The following is a 19,754-nucleotide window of genomic DNA, read 5'->3' on the forward strand; positions in this document are numbered from 1 at the left end:
CCGCGAAGGAAGCGCACGCTCACCGAGTTACCTCGGTCAGCATTCGAGCGCCGCGCGCACCGCATGGGCCGCCTCGGCGGCCCGCTGCTCGGCGAGGGCTCCGGCCGAGGCTTCCTGGAGATAGAACACGTCGACGGCCTGCGGGCCGAGGGTGGAGATGTGGGCGGAGCGGACGGCGATCTCCATGCGTGCCAGCGCGGCGGCGACGGTGTAGACGACCCCGGGGCGGTCGACGGTGCGCACCTCGAGCACGGTGGCCTTGCTGGAGGCCTCGGGACGCACCTCGATCGAGGGCTCGCTCCCCCGCGCGGCCGCGCTCGGCGCCAGCCGGGCAGCCGGGTCGAGGCGGCCCTCGGTGATGGCGGAGAAGCGGGTGCGCAGCACCGCGGCGTCGACATAGGAGTCGTCGAGGTCCCACACGCTGACCCCGAAACCTCCCTGCGACCAGGCGCGACACGCTCGCACCGGGAGCCGCGCGACGGCGAAGGTGGCCGCCAGGTCGGCGAGCAGGCCGAGCCGATCGGGCGCGATCGCCCACACCCGGGCACCGTCGGCGAGCGGCTCGGCACGGAATGAGGTCGAGCCCGAACGTACGCTCTCGGGGATCTCCACCGCGGCCTGTGGCCGCTCGCCCGCAGCGATGCCGGTGTCGAGGGCGCGCGCGGCCCGGCGGGCGACGTCGAGGACGAGGCGGGCCCGCCAGCTGGTCCAGGCCTGGGGGCTGGTCGCACGCGCGTCGGCCTCGGTGAGCGCGGTGAGCAGCGCGAGCGCCTCCGCCTCGCCCATCGTGTCGACCACGAGATCGACGGTGGCCGGGTCGTCGGGGTCACGCGTGGTCGCGGTCGTCGAGAGCAGCAGATGCTGGCGCACCAGCAGTGAGATCAGGGCGACCTCGTCGTCGGGGAATCCCATCCGGGTGGCGATCCGGCGGGCAATCGGTTCGCCAGCGACGCAGTGCTCGGTCAAGGAGCCCTTGCCGATGTCGTGGAGCAGCGCCGCGACCAGCAGCACGTCGGGACGGGCCACCCGCGGCAGCAGCGCGACCGCCTCGATGCAGGTCTCGATGGTGTGTCGGTCGACGGTGAAGCGGTGGATGATCGAGGCGTGCGGGAGCAGCCGGATCCGCTCCCACTCGGGCAGGATCCGCGAGACCGCGCCGGTCTCCTCCAGGGTCTCCCAGACTGCGAGCAGCCCGCACCCGGCGCCCACCAACCGTACGAAGATCCGACGCGCCTCCTCGGGCCACGGATCGGGCAGTGCCGGGGTCTCCCGGGCCAGTCGTGCCGCGGTCGGCGGTGCCAGCGCGACGCCGTGCTCGGCGGCCAACGCCGAGGCCCGCAGCAGCATCAGCGGGTCCCGCGCCGGACGAGCCCCCGGCGCGAGCACCACCTCGCCCGAGGCGAGCGCCAGACCATGGCCGAGCGGCGCGAGCCGCGGGCGGCGCGGCGCACCGGGACGCGAGCGCTCCAGGACCCCGTCCACCCGCCGCCAGGCCAGCCGGGACAGATGGGTGAGCCGGCGGCCGATGGTGCGTACGTGGGCCTGCGCGGTGCGCCCGTCGGCCAGCTCGAGCCGCTCGGCGAGCTGGTCCCACATCTCCGGCACGACCCGGTCGGAGGAGCGGCCGGCGATCTCCTGCACGTGGTCACGCACGTCGAGCATCGCCCGGCGCGAGGTCTCCAGGTCGACCGCGGGCACGTCGATCAGCCAGGTCGCCACGATCGCCTTGATCACCACCGCGTCCCGCAGCCCGCCGTACATCTCCTTCAGGTCCGGCACCGAGACGTGCGCGAGCTCGCCGGCGCGCCGGTGACGCTCGTTGCTCATCGTCCGCAGCTCAGGAAGCAGCGCGCGGGCGTGCTTGCGCCAATGCGCCAGCATCGTCGTACGCAGCCGCAGCACGAGCCCGCGGTCGCCAGCCAGGTGCCGGATGTCGAGCAGCCCGAGGGCGACCCGGAGGTCACCGGTCGAGGCCTCGAGCATCTCGGAGAACGAGCGCACCGAGTGGTCGAGCTTCGGCGCGGCGTCCCAGAGCGGATACCAGACCTGCTCGGCCACCGACCCCGGCGAGACGGCGTCGTCGTGCACGAGGACCACGTCCCAGTCGGAGAAGGGCGCGAGCTCGCCGCGCCCGTACCCTCCGACGGCGACCAGGGCGACCCCGACCTCGGGGCCGCCCGCCGCGGCGTACGCCTCGACGCACTGTGCATCGGCCTCAGCGGTGCGCGCCGCCCGGCCCTCAGCGGTCACGCCGTCCCCCTGACGCGAATCTCAGATGGCGTCGTCGTCGCGGTCGCCGGTGCGTACCCGGACGATGGTCTCCAGCGGGGAGACCCAGACCTTGCCGTCACCGATGCGCTCGGTCTTCGCCGAGGTCTCGATGGCGCTGACCACCGACTCGACCTCTTCGTCGGGCACGGCGATCTCGATGCGGATCTTCGGCACCAGGGCGACGTCGTACTCAGCACCGCGGTAGACCTCGGTGTGACCCTTCTGCCGGCCGTAGCCGGAGACCTCGGAGACGGTCATGCCGGTGACACCGACAGCCTCGAGGGCGACGCGGACGTCCTCCCACTTGTGGGGTTTGATCACTGCGGTGACGAGCTTCATTTCTCTCCTCCGGTGGGATTCGACGGACCGACACTCGGACGAAGCTTAATGGTCGCGGGCCGGTGGACCGGCGCCGACCGGCGATCAGAGGGCCTCGACGTCCCGCGCACCGGTGCGTACGCGGACGACCGAGTCGATCGGACTGAGCCAGACCTTCCCGTCGCCGATCCGTCCGGTCTGGGCCGCCTTCACGACGAGCCCGACGACGTCCTCGGCGTCCTGGTCGTCCACCACGATCTCGATGCGGATCTTCGGCACCAGGGCGACGTCGTACTCAGCACCGCGGTAGACCTCGGTGTGACCCTTCTGCCGGCCGTAGCCGGAGACCTCTGAGACGGTCATCCCGGTCACGCCGAAGGCTTCCAGGGCCTCGCGCACGTCCTCCCACTTGTGGGGTTTGATCACTGCGGTCACGAGCTTCACGAGCGGGAGCCTCCAGAGGTCGTCGATCCTGCCATCTTCGCTGCCACCCTCACCCGGAGAAGTTTCGACACCCTGACACGTCTGTCTCCAGCGTGTAACGGAGCGTTTCCCTGTACGTCGCCGAAGCATAGGAACAGCTGACAAATCACCCGTGCCGGACCCGCGTGGCGCCGCCAAAGGTCGCTACCCTCGTCGCATGTCGCACTACGCCGTCGAGATCGACCTCGATCACCGCAACACCAGCCACGTGCAGGTCCTCGACCTGGCTGAGTCGGCCCCGTCGGCGGGCAGCGGGAAGAAGGTCCTCGATGTCGGCTGCTGGACCGGCGAGGTCGGCCGGATCCTCACCGAGCGCGGCTGCACCGTCACCGGCATCGAGCTCGACCGCGAGGCCGCGAGCCTGGCCGAGAAGGTCCTGGAGAAGGTGATCGTCGCCGATCTCGACGCGACGCCGCTGACCGAGCTCGTCGAGCCCGGCTCGTTCGACGTGGTGATCTTCGCCGACGTCCTGGAGCACCTCACCGACCCTCGGGCCGCTCTCGAGCAGGCCCGTGACCTGCTCGCCCCGGACGGCAGGGTGGTCATCTCGATCCCCAACGTGACCCATGGCTCGGTCCGCCTCGCGCTGCTCCAGGGCCGCTGGCAGACCACCGACACCGGCCTCCTGGACCGCACCCACATCAAGTTCTACTCCCGTGAGGGTCTGCTCGCGCTCTTCGCCGAGGCCGGCTACGCCGTCGAGGACCTGCGCGGCACCACCGCCGACCCGCTCAACGTCGAGGTCGCGGTCGACCCGGGGCCGCTGCCCGACGTGGCCGTGGAGTGGGTGCGCCAGCAGCCCGACGCGCTGGTCTACCAGTTCCAGCTCTCCGCCCGCCCGCTCGCCGACGGCGAGCTCGCGCCGGCCCCGCCCGAGCTCGCCCAGGCCGCCCCGGCCGACGAGGTCAGGATCCGCGACGTCCACACCAGGAGGTTCGAGGAGGCCACCCGCTCCCGGCTGGCCACCCGCGACCACATCCTCGGCATCCAGGCCTCCGCCAACTCGGCCCAGGCCCGGGTCGGCTCCCTCTCCAAGCAGCTGCGCGAGGCCCGCGAGGTCAACCGGCGTCGCCGCGAGCGCATCGAGCGGCTGCGCGGCAGGGTCGCCGGCCTCGAGGCCGACCTGACCTACGCCACCCGCCACCCGGTGCGGAACTTCTGCCGCCGGGTCATCCGCCGGCTCCGCCGCGCTGCCCAGGGCTGAGCGACCGCCGACTCGGCGCAACTGTCCCGAGATTCGACGCCGAGTCGGCTCGTCCTGACCAAGATCTCGGCCGAGTCGGCTCGTTACAACGCGCCGACTCGGCGAGGATTCTGGTCAGTTTGCGCCGACTCGGCGAGGTCACGCGGGACAGATGCGCCGGGTCAGCGGACTCCGTTGGAGTAGGCCTCGCGTACGTCCATGTAGTTGCCCCAACGGTTGTTGATGAAGTCCTTCTCCCAGTCGTGGACCGCGTTGTCGCGGCTGATCGACTCGAAGTGGAAGAGGACGACGTCGTGGAGCCAGACCAGCCGCAGGCCGAGCGAGCGGCGGACCTTCAGAGACAGGTCGACGTCGTTGTAGTTGATCGGCAGGCGCTCGCTGAACCCGCCGGCCCCGAAGAAGACCTCGCGCCGCATCGCGACGCACGCGCCGGTGAGCGCGGAGGTCTCCCGGTTGATGTGCAGCTCGCCGTGGTTGCCCCGCTCCTCGGGGCGCGCGCGGTAGTAGGCGTGGGTGATGGTGCCGCTGCCGTAGACCAGACCGGCGTGCTGGATGCGGAAGTCCTCGAAGAGCAGCTTCGGCCCGGTCATCCCGACGTCGGGCTCACGCAGCGGGGCGATCAGCTGCTCGATGACGCCGTCGGAGTAGGCCTCCATGTCGTCGTTGAGGAAGATCAGCACGTCACCGCGCGCATGCGCCGCGCCGACGTTGCACTTGGCGCTGAAGCTGAACTTCTCGGTGAACTCGACCAGCTTGATGTCAGCGCCCTCGATCGCCCGCAGCGCGTCCAGGACCGGCGCCGGGGTCGGAGTGTCGTAGACGATCACGAACTCGACGTCGCGGTGCTTGGTGGAGGCGACGACGGAGCGCACGGTCTCGACGACCATCGCGCGCATCGAACCCCACACGATCGCGCTGGTCCCGATGGTCGGGATGATCACGCTGACCGGAGTGTCCAGGTCGGGCTCCCGCTCGACGCGGTAGAGCCCGGGCGAGACGCCGCGCGAGGCCCTCGCCCGGATCCCCAGCCGGTCCAGCTGCCCCTGCACCGCGCGTACGCCGGCGTCCCAGGCGTACGGCTTGGCCTGGTTGTCGGCGGCGGCCGAGCCGGGCACCTGACGCCAGTGGTAGAGCGCGCCGGGGACGTGGACGATACGTCGCGCCCGCTCGCTGACGCGCAGCACGAGGTCGTGGTCCTGGGAGCCGTCGAACCCCTCTCGGAAGCCGCCGGCCTCCTCCACGACAGAGCGGCGGAACACCGAGAAGTGGGTGCAGTAGTTGTGGTGGCGCAGCCGCTCAGGGGACCAGTCGGGCTTGTAGTAGGCGTCGCGGAGCTCGCCGGCCTCGCTCATCAGGTCCTGGTCGCTGTAGGCGTAGTCGACGTCCTCGAACCGGTCGTAGGCGCGGACCACCTTCTCCATCGCGTTCGGCTCGAGCACGTCGTCGTGGTCGAGCAGGGCGACCAGCTCACCGGTCGCCTCGGCGAGCGACGAGTTCGACGCGGCCACGATCCCGCCGTTCTCGGCACGCTCGACGATCCGCACCCGCGGCTCGGTCGCGGCCAGCTGGCGCAGCCGCGGCAGCACCCAGGAGTCCGGCGAACGATCGTCGCTGAGGATCCACTCCCAGTCCTCGTACGTCTGGCCGAGGACCGACGCGATCGTGTCCTCGAAGGCATCGGCGGGCGGGTTGTAGACGGCGGTGATCAGCGATACCCGGGGCGATGGCATGGGCTTCAGCCTATGACCCCGATCAGCGGTTCCCGGAACCCGACACGGGACGCGCGGAGGTTGGCAACCTGGCCGGCATCCGGGCTTCACCGAGGGTTCACCGGGGCCGGCTGGCGGAGTTGGTGAGCGCGTGCGTGCGGGTTGTGAAGCCGAGAGCGGCCCATGGTCCACTCTCGGCTTCACAACCTCGACCGGCGTACGTCAGTAGCGCAGGCGGCGCAGGTAGGAGTAGCCCACGTCGGCGGTCTGCACCGGTGTGACCTCCGGTGTGTCGTTCTCGACGATGTACTCCTCCACCCTGTGGGCGGCGAAGATCTTCGAGAAGTCGATGAAACCGGTGCCGAGGTCGCAGTGGTCGCCGGTGTCGGGGTGGCGGTCCTTGACGTGGTACTGCCGCACCGACTGCGGAGAGCACTTGATGGTGTCGATGGCGAAGTCGATGGCGTCGTCGTTGGACATCCCGAGGTTCACCCCGCCCGTGACCGCCCAGTAGAGGTCGATCTCGAAGTGGACGTAGGCCGGGTCCAGCTCGCTGGTGAAGACGTCCCACGGGGTGACGCCACCACCCAGATCGGTCGTGAACTCGTGGGCGTGGTTGTGGTAGCCGTAGGCGATCCCGCGAGCCTTAGCGGCCTGCGCCTCGACATTCATCTGCTCGGCCCACCGCTGCCAGTCGGCCAGCGAGCTCGACGCCAGGTAGGGCACGTTCATGAAGCGCTGGCCCATGGTCTCGGCGTTGTCGAGCTTGGCCTCGAGCGCCGCCGGCGAGCCGCTGATGCCGTCGTGGCTCGAGGAGGACCGGATGCCGAGCGAGTCGAGGGTGCCCCGCAGCTCGGCGGCCGTCCGCCCGTAGAGTCCGGCGAGCTCGACCCGTGGGTAGCCGAGGTCGGCCAGGGTCGCCAGGGTCTGGTCGACGCCGGGGCCCTGCATCACGCTGCGCAGCGTGTAGAGCTGGATGCTGATCCGGCCCGGCGGTACGCGGCGGACGCCGGAGACCGCCGCAGCGGCCGGCGACAGCAGGCCCGGCGCGGCAGCCAGAGCGGCTCCACCGGCGACGGCGCCCAGGGCGCCCTTGATCATCGAGCGGCGGCTCAGGCCTCGCTCGGCGAGTGATCGGCGCAGCGCGCCCTCACCGTCGAATCCGTAACACATGGTGTTCCTCTCGGTTGCAGTGACCGACCAGAGCGGCCGGGGACCAGGGGGGGTTCAGTCGTTGGTGCTGAACGCTGCGTCGAAAGCGGCGTCGGGGGCGTCGAAGGCGAGCCGGCGGACGAACTCGAGCGCCTCGGGGGCACCGACGAGACGGTCCATGCCAGCGTCCTCCCACTCGATCGAGATGGGGCCGTCGTAGCCGATGGCGTTGAGCATCCGGAAGCACTGCTCCCACGGGACGTCGCCGTGGCCGGTCGAGACGAAGTCCCAGCCGCGCCGAGGGTCCGCCCAGGCCAGGTGGGAGCCGAGCCGGGCGTTGCGGCCGTTGCCGGTCTGCATCTTCGTGTCCTTGCAGTCCACGTGGTAGATCCGGTCGCGGAAGTCCCACAGGAAGCCCACCGGGTCGACCTGCTGCCACACCATGTGGCTGGGGTCCCAGTTGAGACCGAACGCCTCCCGGTGGCCGATCGCCTCCAGCGTCGCGACGGTCGACCAGTAGTCGTAGGCGATCTCGGACGGGTGGACCTCGTGGGCGAACCGGACCCCGCACTCGTCGAAGACGTCGAGGATCGGGTTCCATCGGTCGGCGAAGTCCTGATAGCCCGCCTCGACCGTCTCCTGGGAGACGGGCGGGAACATCGCGACGTACTTCCAGATGGCGGAGCCGGTGAAGCCGACCACGGTCTTGACGCCGAGGTTCTTCGCCGCGCGGGCGGTCATCTTCATCTCCTCGGCGGCCCGCTGGCGTACGCCCTCGGGGTCGCCGTCGCCCCAGATCTTGGCGGGCAGGATGTCCTGGTGACGCTGGTCGATCGGGTCGTCGCAGACCGCTTGCCCCTTGAGGTGGTTGGAGATCGTGAAGACCTCGAGGTTGTGCTTCTTGAGCAGGTCCAGCTTCTCCTGGACGTAGGTCTCGTCCTCGGCGGCCTGCCAGACGTCGAGGTGGTCGCCCCAGCAGGCGATCTCCAGGCCGTCGTAGCCCCATCCGGAGGCGAGCCGGCACACCTCCTCGAACGGCAGATCGGCCCACTGGCCGGTGAAGAGCGTGATCGGTCGGGTCATGGTTGTCCTTCCTCAGGGGGAGCAGCTCAGACGAGCAGGGATGCGAGCAGGTCGCGGACCTCGGTGGCCTCGAACCGGTCGCGCTTGGCGGAGGCTTCCGAGCAGATGAGCACGGGACCGTGCTCCGGGGTGTCCGGCAGCCGGCCGTGGCTGCCGGAGACCGGGGCGGGATCGAGCGGCACCACGCTCATGGCGTAGCGCAGCCCGGCCTTCTTGCGGGCCAAGGTGGTGGCGGCGCGCAGCTTGACCCAGCGGTCCTCGGGGTCGAGGAACAGCTCGGCGGGGTCGTAGCCCGGCTTCTTGTGGATCTCGACGCCGCGCGCGAAGTCGGGCGCGAGCGCGTCGTCGAGCCAGTAGTAGTAGGTGAACCAGGCGTCGGCCTCGGCCACCAGGACGAGCTCGCCGGCACGCTCGTGGTCGAGTCCGTACGCCGCCTGGCCGCTGCGATCGAGGACCTCGGCGACGCCGTCGAGGCCGGTCAGCAGGGTCCGCACCCGCTCGAGATCGGCGGGATCCTTGATGTAGACGTGGGCGATCTGGTGGTCGGCGACGGCGAAGGCCCGCGAAGTCCACGGGTCGAGCAGCTCCCCGGTGGCGTTGTGGTGGACGTGCAGGAGACCTTCGCGGCGCAGCATCCGGTTGACGTCGACCGGGCGCGAGGCGGGCGTGATCCCGTACTCGCTCAGCAGCACGACGCGGACACCGGCGGCCTCGGCGTCGTCGAGCAGCGGCGCCAGCGTGGCGTCGACGTCGCGGGCGGCCTGGGCGGCCTGCGGGCTGTCGGGACCGAACCTTTGCAGGTCGTAGTCGAGGTGTGGCACGTAGACCAGGGTGAGGTCGTGGTCGGGCATGACCTTGCGGGCGGCCGCGACGATCCAGGCCGAGCTCTTGATCGAGGCGGTGGGCCCCCAGTAGGTGAAGAGCGGGAACGGGCCGAGCTCGTCGGTGAGGGTATCGTGCAGCTCGGGCGGCCAGGTCCAGCAGTCCGGCGACTTCTTGCCGTCGGCGTGGTAGGCCGGGCGCGGGGTGACCGTGGTGTCGACGTCGGCTCCCATGGCGTACCACCAGCAGATGTTGGCGACCTTCGCGCCCGGTCGCCGGCGCCGGACGATGTCCCACAGCTTCTCGCCCCGCACCAGCGCGTTGTGCTGGCGCCATAGGAGCACCTCGCCTAGGTCGCGGAAGTACCAGCCGTTGCCGACGATGCCGTGCTCGCGTGGCAGAGCGCCGGTCAGGAAGGTCGACTGGACCGAGCAGGTCACCGCGGGCAGCACCGTGCCGAGCTCGGCGGTGAACCCCGACTCCCCCACCTGCCGCACTCGCGGCATGTGCTGGAGCAGCTCGGGGGTCATCCCGACGACGTCGATGACCAACAGCTTGTCGTTCGTACGCTCGCTCATGTTGTCGCTCATACCGCCGCCTCCGTCGAAATGGGCAAAGAATACGGACGCGGCGGCCTGAGGCCTATGGTCGCTCGCTGGCGCTCGCTCATGCGGAGGCCTCCTGAAGAAGTTCGAGACCGGAGTCGAGGAGCCGGTCGCGGGTCCAGGCCAGCTCGGCCGCGATACCTGCGACCAGTCCGGCGTCCCCCTCGGGGCGCACCTGTTCGGGCAGCACTCCCCAGGTGTAGGTCTCGACCTCGAGGTGGTCGGCGTGCGCCACCGGGCCGCCGAGAAGTGCGTCGAGCGTGCCCGCCAGGTGGTCCCGGGTGCTGCGCAGCGGCGGCGCAGGGTCGGCATGAAGAGGTACGTGGAAGTGCACCCGCCACGGATGCTCGGCCGGCAACGGACGATGGCCGCCGAGGGCCTCGGGCAGGTCGTCGCGGCTGTCCACCCGTCCCCCGCGCGGTTCACGGGTCTGGTGCAGGAACCGGTCCTCGGCGTAGGAGGCCAGGGCCTCCCGGGTCGCCGGGTCGCTCGGGTCGTCGGCGTGCAGCGCCGCGGAGACCTGGACCTTGACGACGGGAAGTCCGGCCACGTGGAGCCGGTCGAGAGCCTCGGTGGCGTCCTCGAACTGGGTGGCGAGATGGCAGGTGTCGACGCAGATCCCGAGATGCTCCGGCGCGAGCCCGGCGAGGCGGGTCACCGCATCGCGGGTCGTCTCGACGACGCAGCCGGGCTCCGGCTCGAAGCCGACCCGCACCGTCCGGCCGTGCTCGGCCTCGATGCCGGCCAGCCCGTCGGCGAGCTCGCCGATCAGCTCCCGGGCGGCCCGGTCGCGGTCGGTGAACCACGGGGTGCGCCAGCCCAGCGGAAGAGTCGAGATGCTGCCGCGGACGGCGTCGTCGGGAAGCAGCGCAGCCAGCACCCGAGCACAGTCGAGGGTGTAGTCGAGCCGTCGCCGGGTCGACCAGTCCGGGCTGTAGACGTCGCGCTTCACGACCGGGGCGTGGAACCCGGCGTACGGGAAGGCGTTGAGGGTGACGACCTCGAGGCCGTGCCGGTCCAGCCCGGCGCGCAGCCGCTCGAGGGTGGCCGGATCCGCGGCGAGCTCGTGGGCCGTCGCGGCGGGCAGCCAGAGCCCGAGGCCGAGACGTGGGACACCGAGCCGGGCCCGCACCTCGCCGGCGTAGCGGCGGAGCTGGTCGAGGATGCCGTCGACATCCTCGGCCGGATGCACGTTGCTGCAGTAGCCGAGATGGACGACCGTGCCGTCGCGGTGGCGGAACCTCATCCGCGCTCACCTCGCAGCAGCGAGTTGCCGGCGAAGGTGGCGCCCTGGTCGGCCGCAGGTACGTCGAGCAGCAGCCGTCCGCTCTGGCCGAAGAACTCCACCGGGTTGCGCCACAGCACCCGGTCGACGTCGTCCTCGGTGAAGCCGGCCGCGAGCATCGCCTCGCCGGTCGCCCTGGTGCGCAGCGGGTCGCTCTTGCCCCAGTCGGCGGCGGAGTTGACCAGCACGCGGTCCAGACCGCGGCGCTGGAGAATCGCGACCATCCGGTCAGGGTCCATCTTGGTGTCGGGGTAGATCGAGAAGCCCATCCAGGCGCCCGCCTCGTCGACGATGTCGACGGTCATCTCGTTGAGGTGGTCGACGACGACCATCCTGGGCTCCATGCCGGCCGCCTCGACCAGATCGAGGGTGCGGCGGGTCCCGGCGAGCTTGTCGCGGTGGGGCGTGTGCACCATCGCGGGCAGGGCGAACTCGCGGGCCAGCTCCAGCTGACGACTGAACGCCTTCTCCTCGTCCTCGGTCATCGAGTCGAAGCCCACCTCGCCGACCGCGACGACCCCGTCCTTGGCGAGGTAGCGCGGGAGCAGGTCGAGCACCGGCGTGCATCGTGGGTCGTTGGCCTCCTTCGGGTTGAGCGCGATCGTGCAGTGGTGGGCGATGCCGAACTGCGAGGCCCGGAATCGCTCCCAGCCGACCAGCGCGTCGAAGTAGTCGACGAACGAGTCGACGCTGGTCCGGGGCTGGCCGAGCCAGAACGCCGGCTCCACCAGCGCACGGACGCCGGCGGCGTACATCGCCTCGTAGTCGTCGGTCGTGCGCGAGCTCATGTGGATGTGTGGGTCGAAGATGCGCATCAGGACTCCCGAGTGGTCTGAGTGGGGGCGGGAAGGAAGGGCAGCGCGTCGGCGGGCACCTCGCGGCCGGCCGCGGTCCGCTCGGCGGCGTAGTCGGCGACCATCCGGCGCAGCTCGTCGTCGACTCGTGCGTCGGCTCCGTCGAGGCCGGCGACCAGCCGAAGAGGTACGCCGACGAAGAGGCATTTGAGGACACCCTGGCGCCACGCGGCAGCATCCAGACGAGCCGCGTACGTCCCCATGGCGGCGGCCACCAGGCGCGGGTCGTTCGTGCGCATCGCGTCGTGGAGCAGGTCGACGGCCCGGTCGCCGATCGCGTCCTCGAGATGCCCGAGGCCGACCAGGACCGCGCGCCGCTCGTCGGCGTCGCCGAAGCGGTAGAGATCGTGCAGCTCGGTGCTCAACGTGTCGGCGTCGTCCGCGAGGCCGCGGCCGAGCGCCAGCAGCAGCCGCACGCGTACGTCGTCCTCGACACGCTCCGCGCCCGGCTCCGGCGAGGTGCCCGGCGTGCGGCCTATCTCCCGGGCCGCCGCCGGGAAGCGGGTGCGGATCCTCGTCGGGTCGGCCTCGATCTCGGCGCACCACGCCGCGAGGAGCTCGACGTCTGCTGACCGAGGTAACTCGGTCTGGTCGCACCTACTTCGTGGAGTTCCACGAAGTGAGCGATCGCTGGCCGAGTTCCCTCGGTCAGCATTCAGCGGACCTCCACGACGTCGGTGATCGTTCACCGAGTTACCTCGGTCAGCATTCAGCGGACCACTCACGCCGACACCTCCTCGGATTGGGGAAGGGCCTCGAGGGTCCCCCGCAGGAACGCGAGGGAGCGCTCGGCGACGACCGGAGCGGCGTGCGACTGGCGGGGCAGCTCGAGCGCCGCGAGCCCGGTGTAGCCGATCTCGACGAGGGTGCCGAGCGCGGCGGTGAAGTCGACCTCGCCGGTGCCGAGCTCCAGATGCTCGTGGACGCCCTCGACCATGTCGTCGACCTGCACGTTGGCCAGCAGCGGACCGGCCAGGCGGATGGTCTCGGCCATCCCCCGCGGCTCGTTGCACACCACGTGGCCGAGGTCGAGGGTGACTCGGAGCAGCTCCGGATCCTCGAGGCGCCGGCGCAGCTCGAGGACGGCGTCGAGGGTGTCGATGAAGTGGCCGGGCTCGGGCTCGACGGCACACACGACACCGCGGCGGACGGCGAGATCCAGGACTTTCCATACGCCGTCGCACAGCCGGCCCCAGGCACGGTCCCCGTCGACACCGTCCGGGGGGCTGCCCGACCAGAACGAGACCGCCTCGGCGCCGAGGTCGGCCGCGACCTCGACCGCCCGGTGGAGGTAGTCGACCCGGCGGCTCGCCTCCGGAGCCGGGTGGAGCAGCGTCGGATAGTGCTTGCGGCGCGGGTCGAGGATGTAGCGCGCCCCGGTCTCGACCACGACGGAGAGACCGAGCTCCTCCAGCCGGCGTCGCACGTGCGCGACCCGACCTGCCAGGTCTGGTCGGTAGGGGTCGAGGTGGAGGTGGTCGAGGGTCAGGGCGACCCCGTCGTAGCCCAGGTCCGCGAGGACGGCCAGAGCGTCCTCGAGCCGGTGGCTGTGCATGCCGTTGGTTCCGTAGCCGAACCTCAAAGTGCTCATGTCGGGGACACCACCTTCGAGGCGGCCTTGGCGATCGGCCCGGCGGCGAGCAGCCCGAGCGCCGCCAGCGGCGAGCGGCGGGCGACGAGCGCCGCCTGGAGCGGGATCATCCCGCGGATCCCGGCGCCGGTGGCGCGCCGGACCGTGCCGGCATCCGGCGAGGAGACCGCGGCGAGCTGTGCGGAGCCGACGCTGGTCGCGTACGTCGCGGCGAGAGCGACAGGAAGCGCCGCACGCCCGTGGCCGGCCGCAGCGGCCGCAGCGGCGACCGTGACCCCGGCGGCGACCCCGGCGGTGAGGGGCCGGGCGCCGTGGACCTCGCCCCGGCTGAGCAGGGTGACGCCGGCGGTGTGCGCGGCCAGCAGGCCGGCCGGCACCAGGCCTGCCCGCGTACGTCCGCTCGCGCTCGCCCCGAGCAGGACGTCGAGACCTCGGGCTGCGGCCATCGCGACCGGGCCGGCCGGGGTGTCCTTGAGGACGGTGTCGTAGGCCCAGACGGTCCCGGCGAGGGCGGCGGCCGTCGCCGCGGCGGGGCGGCCTCCGACGAGCGCGGCCAGGCCGACACCCGCCGCGGTCAGCCCGGCAGCGACCCCGAGCGCCTCGCCGGGGCTGACCCGGCCGGACGGGATCGGCCGTTCGGGCCTCTCGACGGCGTCGAGGTCACGGTCGGCCCAGTCGTTGAGCGCCATCCCGGCCCAGTAGAGGGCCACCGAGGCGGCCGGCATCGCGAACGACCGGGCCCGCAGCGGTCCGGCCGCGGCCGACCCGGCCAGGGTGTCCCCCGGCACGGTGAGGGCCGCCGGCAGCCGGACCAGCTCGGCGAAGGCTCGGGCAGAGCTCGTCATGCGCCCACCTGACCGACCTTGTCGCACCACGCGACCAGCTCCTCCCACTGCGTACCGAGGCGGTGCTCGGTGGAGCCGGCCGGGTCCTTGAAGAAGAACCCGAGCGGAAGCGGTCCGCTCTCCCCCACCTCCTGCGCGCGCAGGGTGAGCCGGGCCAGGTCGAGCACCAGCGGCGCGGCCAGCGCCGAGTCACAGCCGTTCCAGGTGAACTGCAGCGACATCCGCACCCCGAGGAACCCCTCGAAGGAGACGTGGTCGATGGCGGTCTTCCAGTCGCCGTGGTCGGGGACGTAGTCGATGTGCATCGGCCCCTCCACCGGGTGGCCGAGCATCGCCTCCAGCCCCTGAGCCTTGGTGACGAGCTTGCTGCGGGCGTTGTCCGGGTCGGCGAGCGTGGCGCCGTCGCCGCCACCGAGCATGTTGTACGAGGCCCAGGCGTTGACCTGCAGCGCCCGCGTCGCGAACATCGGTGCCAGCGCGGACTTCAGCAGCGTCTCCCCGGTCTTGCCGTCGGAGCCCGCCCACGGGAGCCCGGCCCGCTCGGCGAGCGTGACCAGCACCGGCAGCCGCGGCCCGGGACTGGGCGTGAACGAGACCACCGGGCAGCCGGCCCGGTAGGCGGCCAGGACGTAGACCGAGCTGGCCGGCAGCGGCGACTCCCCCGCGGTCAGCGCCGCGTCGAGGGCGTCGGGGTCGGCCAGCGGTCCGCCGACCACGATGTCGGCCGGCGGCTCGGTGCTCGCCACGTCGACCACGACCACTCGCTCGAGGCCGTGCTCCTCACGGAAGGCGACCAGATCGGCGCTCAGCCGCTCGACCGCCGCACCCTGAGGCTCCTCGCTGGCCGGGTCGTAGCCCGTACGCAGCCGCCCCTCGACCTCCGCCAGCTCGCCCGCGATCGGCGGCAGGATCCCTGCAGGGAGGACCCCGCCGGCGGCGAGCCGTTCGGCACGCTTCACGAGCGTCTCGACATCGAGGTCGTGCCCGCCGATCACCAGGTCGTCGAGAGAGGGCAGCCCGGCGGCCGTGATCTCCGGCTGCTCGGCGACCAGTCCGACCCGTCCGGCGAGCCCGGCCCGGACGGCCAGCGCGCCGACCGTCGTGGTGACTCCCACCGAGCCACAGGCGCCGACAAGCCAGAGCCCTACGCGGGCGGCTTCCTGGGCTTCCTGACGCTCGCTCATCGGTCCCCCTCGCAGCGGAACCGCTCAACCCCGGCGACCATCTGGATGCCACCGAGCACGTGGGAGAGGAACTCCGGCTCGGTGAACGACTCCGAGGTGTGGCCCATCCCGGTGTAGAAGGCCCGGCCACCGTCGTACTCGTGGCACCAGGCGATCGGGTGCGGGTCACCCATGGCGTGCCGACCCGGGTCATAGCTGCGCTCGTCGAGGTCGGCGAGGACACGGATCGACTCAGCCGGCCGATCCCCGAAGCTGTACCACTCGTCCCAGCGCGTCCACCGCTTCGGCAGCCCGGCCGTGGCCGCGGTGTTGTGCGCGTGCACCTTCACCGTCGCGGTCTGCTGGGCGGGGTGACCGGCGAAGTAGGCACCGACGAGGCCGCCGTACCAGGGCCAGTCGTACTCGGTGTCGGAGGCTGCGTGGACTCCCACATAGCCGCCCCCGTCCTGGATGTAGCGCTCGAACGCACCCTGCTGACCCGCGTCGAGCACGTCACCGGTGGTGGAGAGCCACAGGACCGCCTCGTACGTCGCCAGGTCGGTGTCGTTGAACACGGCCGCGTCCTCGGTGGCGGTCACGGTGAAGCCGTTCTCGGCCCCGAGCCTCTCGATCGCCGCGATACCGTCGGGGATGGAGCCGTGCCGGAACCCGGCCGTCTTGGAGAAGACCAGGACGTCGTACGTCCCGACCCCCTCGCTCGCCTCATAACGGTCGGCGCTCGCGGCCGGCGTCGGTGACAGGCCCGGGGCGAAGGCGGCTACCGCCACCAGCCCCACACCCGAGATCAGCGTCCGGAACCTTCTCGATCCGTGCTTCATGGTGCATGTCCCTTCTGTGCTCAACGGTCTTGAACAGGCTGGAGGTCGACGTGGCCCCGGGGTCGGATCAGACGGGGATCTCCTGCCACGTCCTCGTGTCGGAGCTGGTCTCCACCGCGGCGAGCACGCGCTGCACCTGGAGACCGTCGGCGAAGCTCGGCGCCGGGTCGGTGCCGTCACCGAGCGCCCGGACCAGGTCGACGACCTGGTGGGTGAAGCCGTGCTCGTAGCCGAGGCCGTGGCCCGGCGGCCACCAGGCCGACACCCACGGGTGCTCGGGCTCGGTGACCACGATCCGGCGGAAGCCGGCCTCGGCGTCCGGCAGGGTCGCGTCGTGGAAGTGCAGGACGTTCATGTCCTCGAAGTCGAACGCCAGGCTGCCCTTCGAACCGTTGATCTCGATCCGGATCGCGTTCTTGCGGCCGGTGGCGAAGCGGGTGGCCTCGAACGAGCCGACCGCTCCCCCGGCGAACCGGGCCAGGAAGAGCGCGGTGTCGTCGACGGTGACCGGACCACGGCCGGCCCCGGCGGTGGCGGAGAGCCCGGAGGAGTCCTCGGCGACCGGGCGCTCCTTGACGAACGTCTCCAGCATCCCGGAGACCTCTTGGATCCGGTCGCCGGTGATGTGCTGGGTCAGGTCGATGATGTGGGCGCCGATGTCGCCGAGGGCGCCCGAGCCGGCCTTGGACTTGTCGAGGCGCCAGCTCAGCGGGGCCTCGGGGTCGGCGAGCCAGTCCTGGAGGTACTGCGCACGAACGTGGTGGAGCTCCCCGAGCCGGCCGTCGGCGACCAGCTTCTTGGCCAGCGCGATGGCGGGCACCCGGCGGTAGGTGAACCCCACCATCGTGCGCACTCCGCGCTCGGCGGCCACCGCGGCGGCCGCAGCCATCCGCTCGGCCTCGGCCACGCTGTTGGCCAGCGGCTTCTCGCACAGGACGTGCTTGCCGGCCTCGAGCGCGGCGATCGCGATCTCCGCGTGCGTGTCGCCGGGGGTGCACACGTCGACCAGGTCGACGTCGTCGCGGGCGATCACGTCACGCCAGTCGGTGGCGCTCTCCTCCCAGCCGAACCGGGTCGCGGCCTCGGCGACGCGGGTCGCGTCACGGCCGCAGACGACCTGCATACGCGGGGTCAGGGGAAGGTCGAAGAAGCGGTGGGCGCTGCGCCAGGCGTGGGAGTGGACGGCGCCCATGAAGGCATAGCCGATCATCCCCACACCGAGCGTGGCTTTCTGCTCGGTCATCGGAACTCGATCCTGTGTTCGGTGGTGTCGCTCCGCGCCCGAGCGCGGAGCGATCTTGCGGTCTGGCTGGGCCGGGCTCAGGACTCGAAGGCCGTGGGCAGGAACTCGTCCACGTTGTCCTTGGTGACGACCGGCGCGTCCAGCTGGATCGTGCGCGGCACGGTCACCTCGACGAGATCGGACATCGCCTTGTCCTGCGCCAGGAGCCGGGCGAGCTTGATGCCGTCGGCGGCCTGCGTGGAGGGGTAGATGACGGTCGCCTTGAGGACGCCCTTGTCGCCCTCGATCTCGCGCATCGCGTTGGCCGAGCCGGCACCGCCGATCATGGTGAACTCGTCGCGGCCGGCGTTGTTGATCGCGGCGAGGACGCCGACGCCCTGGTCATCGTCGTGGTTCCACAGGAAGTCGATCTTCGGTGCGGCCTGGAGCAGGTTGGAGGCCGACTTCTCGCCACCCTCCACGGTGAAGTCGGCGGCGACCCGGTTGTCGACGTCGAGGTCACACTTGGCCAGCGCGTCCTTGAAGCCCTTGCTGCGGTCCTGGGTCAGCGGCAGCGAGTCGATGCCGGCGATCTCGGCGACGACGGCGTCGGTCTTGCCGGCGGCCTGCTCGCAGACGTACTCACCGGCAGAGACGCCCATGCCGTAGTTGTCGCCGAGCACGGTGACCCGCGCGGCGTTGGGGTCGTTGAACTCACGGTCGACGTTGATGACCGGGATGCCGGCCTCCATCGCCTTGAGCGCCACCGGCGTCAACGCGGCGCCGTCGAAGGGCAGCAGCACGATGGCGTCGACCTTGTCGTTGATGAAGGTCTCGACCTGGCTGATCTGCAGACCGACCTCGTTGGTGCCCTCCGCCAGCCGGAAGTCGACGTCCTCGTACGCCTCGGCAGCGGTCTTGGCCTGCTCGCTGATCGCACCCATCCAGCCGTGGTCGGCGGCGGGGGCCGAGAAGCCGATGACGACCGTGTCGCCCTTCTCGTCGTTGGAGCCGGCCTCGGCGTTGGAGGTGCCGCCGACGTTCTCCGACTTCTCGGGGGTGTTGCTGATGCAGGCCGAGAGGGCGAACACCGAGAGGCCGACGACGACGCCGGTGCCCACGCGTCGGGCGAGCGTGAGTCTTGCTGGGGACTTCAGGTTCATGGAAGTGCTCCTAGATCGTGCGGAGGTGGAGGGGCGGGTGAGTCCGAGAGATCCGAGAACGGCTGGCTGGACGGCGTCGGGCGGTCATGACCCTGGCTGTCGGGAGAACCGCTTCTGCAGCAGCACGGCGGCGATGATGATCAGGCCCTTGGTGAAGGCCTGAGCGGAGATCGAGAGGTTGTTGAGCACGAAGACGTTGGTGAGGGTCGCGAAGATCAGCACCCCGAAGACAGTGCCGACGATGGTGCCGCGGCCGCCGGCGAGCAGGGTGCCGCCGATGACGACCGCCGCGATGGCGTCGAGCTCGTAGAGCTGGCCGTGGGTGGCGCTCCCCACCGTGGTGCGGCTGATCAGCATCACCGCGGCGATGCCGCAGCAGACCCCGACGAGCACGTAGAGGAGCATGGTGTGGCGGCGGACGTTGATGCCGGCCAGGCGCGAGGCCTCCGGGTTGCCGCCGATGGCCAGCGTGCGCCGGCCGAAGGTGGTGCGGTTGAGCAGGACCCAGCCGACCACGGCCACGATGGCGAAGATCCAGATCAGCACCGAGATCCCGAGCACGTCGCGGGAGAACGCGTCGGTGAAGCCCGGCACGCTGACGATCTGGGTCTTGCGCGCCGAGATGATCTCGGCCAGACCGCGGGCGCTGGCCATCATCGCCAGCGTGGCGATGAACGGCACCACCCCGCCGTACGCCACCAGCAACCCGTTGATCAGGCCGGCGCCCGCGCCGACCAGGAGGGCGGTGGTCACGATGAAGATCCAGTGGATGTCGTTGGCCATCGCCTGGGTGGCCAACGTCGTGCACCATACCGAGGAGAGCGCGACCAGCGCACCCACCGAGAGGTCGATGCCGCCGCCGGTGATCACGAACGTCATCCCGATGCTGACCACGCCGATCACCGCGGCGAGACGCAGGATCGTCATCACGTTGTCGACCGAGGCGAACCGCTCACCGCCGGTGACGATGCCGATGACTGCCAGCAGGCCCAGCGCCAGGACCAGACCGAGGTTGTGGCCCATGCCGCTGCGCAGCAGCTGGCCGAGACCACCGGGCTCGGCCCGGCGGGCCGCCTCCTTCTCGACCCGGGCTGTGTCAGCCAGGGTGGCGGCATCGGTGGGGGTGTCGCTCATGCCGCCACCTC

The 19,754-nt window shown here is 71.1% G+C and carries 18 protein-coding genes; 1 reads left to right on the forward strand and 17 read right to left on the reverse strand.

The features are described 5' to 3' along the window. Positions 1-36: 36 nt before the first annotated feature. The 3 genes from ABZZ22_RS02660 to ABZZ22_RS02670 form a co-directional block, all read right to left on the reverse strand. A complete protein-coding gene (locus ABZZ22_RS02660) occupies positions 37-2,250 on the reverse strand; it encodes a [protein-PII] uridylyltransferase (protein ID WP_354926523.1) in 2,214 nt (737 codons plus the stop codon). Between the two features lie 21 nt (positions 2,251-2,271). Then, the gene (locus ABZZ22_RS02665; RefSeq protein WP_354926525.1) at positions 2,272-2,610 is read right to left on the reverse strand and encodes a P-II family nitrogen regulator; all 339 of its coding nucleotides are present in this window, start codon (positions 2,608-2,610) and stop codon (positions 2,272-2,274) included. 84 nt (positions 2,611-2,694) lie between these two features. Next, on the reverse strand, positions 2,695-3,033 hold the full coding sequence (locus ABZZ22_RS02670; protein WP_354926527.1) for a P-II family nitrogen regulator: 339 nt from the start codon (positions 3,031-3,033) through the stop codon (positions 2,695-2,697). Positions 3,034-3,229: 196 nt separating this feature from the next. On the opposite strand from ABZZ22_RS02670, the gene ABZZ22_RS02675 reads away from it, so the two are divergent. After that, positions 3,230-4,276 (forward strand): class I SAM-dependent methyltransferase, encoded by a 1,047-nt coding sequence (locus tag ABZZ22_RS02675; protein WP_354926529.1) that lies wholly within the window; start codon positions 3,230-3,232, stop codon positions 4,274-4,276. A 161-nt stretch (positions 4,277-4,437) separates the two neighbouring features. On the opposite strand, the gene ABZZ22_RS02680 is transcribed toward ABZZ22_RS02675, so the two are convergent. The 14 genes from ABZZ22_RS02680 to ABZZ22_RS02745 all read right to left on the reverse strand — a co-directional run bounded on the left by ABZZ22_RS02680 (position 4,438) and on the right by ABZZ22_RS02745 (position 19,743). Then, positions 4,438-6,006: a glycosyltransferase gene (locus ABZZ22_RS02680; RefSeq protein WP_354926531.1), complete on the reverse strand. Its 1,569-nt coding sequence runs from the start codon at positions 6,004-6,006 to the stop codon at positions 4,438-4,440. Positions 6,007-6,207: 201 nt separating this feature from the next. Next, entirely contained in the window at positions 6,208-7,158 is a 951-nt protein-coding gene (locus tag ABZZ22_RS02685; protein WP_354926533.1) for a sugar phosphate isomerase/epimerase, read from the reverse strand. Between the two features lie 54 nt (positions 7,159-7,212). Then, positions 7,213-8,220, reverse strand: coding sequence for a sugar phosphate isomerase/epimerase family protein (locus ABZZ22_RS02690; RefSeq protein ID WP_354926535.1), 1,008 nt, complete (start codon positions 8,218-8,220; stop codon positions 7,213-7,215). A 26-nt stretch (positions 8,221-8,246) separates the two neighbouring features. Continuing rightward, the gene (locus ABZZ22_RS02695; protein ID WP_354926537.1) at positions 8,247-9,632 is read right to left on the reverse strand and encodes a nucleotide pyrophosphatase/phosphodiesterase family protein; all 1,386 of its coding nucleotides are present in this window, start codon (positions 9,630-9,632) and stop codon (positions 8,247-8,249) included. Positions 9,633-9,708: 76 nt separating this feature from the next. Next, on the reverse strand, positions 9,709-10,893 hold the full coding sequence (gene eboE, locus ABZZ22_RS02700) for a metabolite traffic protein EboE (protein WP_354926539.1): 1,185 nt from the start codon (positions 10,891-10,893) through the stop codon (positions 9,709-9,711). Continuing rightward, positions 10,890-11,747 (reverse strand): TatD family hydrolase, encoded by an 858-nt coding sequence (locus ABZZ22_RS02705; protein ID WP_354926541.1) that lies wholly within the window; start codon positions 11,745-11,747, stop codon positions 10,890-10,892. Before ABZZ22_RS02705 ends, eboE begins: the two co-directional genes overlap by 4 nt. Continuing rightward, complete coding sequence (locus tag ABZZ22_RS02710) at positions 11,747-12,475, reverse strand: EboA domain-containing protein (protein WP_354926543.1); 729 nt, start codon at positions 12,473-12,475, stop codon at positions 11,747-11,749. Before ABZZ22_RS02710 ends, ABZZ22_RS02705 begins: the two co-directional genes overlap by 1 nt. 32 nt (positions 12,476-12,507) lie before the next feature. Beyond that, positions 12,508-13,377: a sugar phosphate isomerase/epimerase family protein gene (locus ABZZ22_RS02715; RefSeq protein ID WP_354926545.1), complete on the reverse strand. Its 870-nt coding sequence runs from the start codon at positions 13,375-13,377 to the stop codon at positions 12,508-12,510. After that, the gene (locus ABZZ22_RS02720; RefSeq protein WP_354926547.1) at positions 13,374-14,222 is read right to left on the reverse strand and encodes an SCO3242 family prenyltransferase; all 849 of its coding nucleotides are present in this window, start codon (positions 14,220-14,222) and stop codon (positions 13,374-13,376) included. The genes ABZZ22_RS02715 and ABZZ22_RS02720 overlap by 4 nt, the downstream gene beginning before the upstream one ends. Beyond that, the gene (locus ABZZ22_RS02725; RefSeq protein ID WP_354926549.1) at positions 14,219-15,406 is read right to left on the reverse strand and encodes an inositol-3-phosphate synthase; all 1,188 of its coding nucleotides are present in this window, start codon (positions 15,404-15,406) and stop codon (positions 14,219-14,221) included. The genes ABZZ22_RS02720 and ABZZ22_RS02725 overlap by 4 nt, the downstream gene beginning before the upstream one ends. Next, on the reverse strand, positions 15,403-16,224 hold the full coding sequence (locus ABZZ22_RS02730; RefSeq protein WP_354926551.1) for a ThuA domain-containing protein: 822 nt from the start codon (positions 16,222-16,224) through the stop codon (positions 15,403-15,405). Before ABZZ22_RS02730 ends, ABZZ22_RS02725 begins: the two co-directional genes overlap by 4 nt. A 67-nt stretch (positions 16,225-16,291) precedes the next feature. Further along, entirely contained in the window at positions 16,292-17,467 is a 1,176-nt protein-coding gene (locus ABZZ22_RS02735; RefSeq protein ID WP_354926553.1) for a Gfo/Idh/MocA family oxidoreductase, read from the reverse strand. Between the two features lie 77 nt (positions 17,468-17,544). Further along, the gene (locus tag ABZZ22_RS02740; RefSeq protein ID WP_354926555.1) at positions 17,545-18,609 is read right to left on the reverse strand and encodes a substrate-binding domain-containing protein; all 1,065 of its coding nucleotides are present in this window, start codon (positions 18,607-18,609) and stop codon (positions 17,545-17,547) included. Between the two features lie 84 nt (positions 18,610-18,693). Further along, entirely contained in the window at positions 18,694-19,743 is a 1,050-nt protein-coding gene (locus ABZZ22_RS02745) for an ABC transporter permease (protein ID WP_354926557.1), read from the reverse strand. Positions 19,744-19,754 lie beyond the last annotated feature (11 nt).

Source organism: Nocardioides sp. NPDC006273 (genome assembly GCF_040613495.1).
Lineage (GTDB): Bacteria > Actinomycetota > Actinomycetes > Propionibacteriales > Nocardioidaceae > Nocardioides.

What these genes read in the sequence shown, in the direction of transcription:
- ABZZ22_RS02665 (WP_354926525.1), bottom strand. Translation starts at nt 2,610, where the DNA reads ATGAAGCTCGTCACCGCAGTGATCAAACCCCACAAGTGGGAGGACGTC.
- ABZZ22_RS02740 (WP_354926555.1), bottom strand. Translation starts at nt 18,609, where the DNA reads ATGAACCTGAAGTCCCCAGCAAGACTCACGCTCGCCCGACGCGTGGGC.
- ABZZ22_RS02735 (WP_354926553.1), bottom strand. Translation starts at nt 17,467, where the DNA reads ATGACCGAGCAGAAAGCCACGCTCGGTGTGGGGATGATCGGCTATGCC.
- ABZZ22_RS02720 (WP_354926547.1), bottom strand. Translation starts at nt 14,222, where the DNA reads ATGACGAGCTCTGCCCGAGCCTTCGCCGAGCTGGTCCGGCTGCCGGCG.
- ABZZ22_RS02745 (WP_354926557.1), bottom strand. Translation starts at nt 19,743, where the DNA reads ATGAGCGACACCCCCACCGATGCCGCCACCCTGGCTGACACAGCCCGG.
- ABZZ22_RS02725 (WP_354926549.1), bottom strand. Translation starts at nt 15,406, where the DNA reads ATGAGCGAGCGTCAGGAAGCCCAGGAAGCCGCCCGCGTAGGGCTCTGG.
- ABZZ22_RS02685 (WP_354926533.1), bottom strand. Translation starts at nt 7,158, where the DNA reads ATGTGTTACGGATTCGACGGTGAGGGCGCGCTGCGCCGATCACTCGCC.
- ABZZ22_RS02705 (WP_354926541.1), bottom strand. Translation starts at nt 11,747, where the DNA reads ATGCGCATCTTCGACCCACACATCCACATGAGCTCGCGCACGACCGAC.
- eboE (WP_354926539.1), bottom strand. Translation starts at nt 10,893, where the DNA reads ATGAGGTTCCGCCACCGCGACGGCACGGTCGTCCATCTCGGCTACTGC.
- ABZZ22_RS02715 (WP_354926545.1), bottom strand. Translation starts at nt 13,377, where the DNA reads ATGAGCACTTTGAGGTTCGGCTACGGAACCAACGGCATGCACAGCCAC.
- ABZZ22_RS02680 (WP_354926531.1), bottom strand. Translation starts at nt 6,006, where the DNA reads ATGCCATCGCCCCGGGTATCGCTGATCACCGCCGTCTACAACCCGCCC.
- ABZZ22_RS02675 (WP_354926529.1), top strand. Translation starts at nt 3,230, where the DNA reads ATGTCGCACTACGCCGTCGAGATCGACCTCGATCACCGCAACACCAGC.
- ABZZ22_RS02690 (WP_354926535.1), bottom strand. Translation starts at nt 8,220, where the DNA reads ATGACCCGACCGATCACGCTCTTCACCGGCCAGTGGGCCGATCTGCCG.
- ABZZ22_RS02695 (WP_354926537.1), bottom strand. Translation starts at nt 9,632, where the DNA reads ATGAGCGACAACATGAGCGAGCGTACGAACGACAAGCTGTTGGTCATC.
- ABZZ22_RS02730 (WP_354926551.1), bottom strand. Translation starts at nt 16,224, where the DNA reads ATGAAGCACGGATCGAGAAGGTTCCGGACGCTGATCTCGGGTGTGGGG.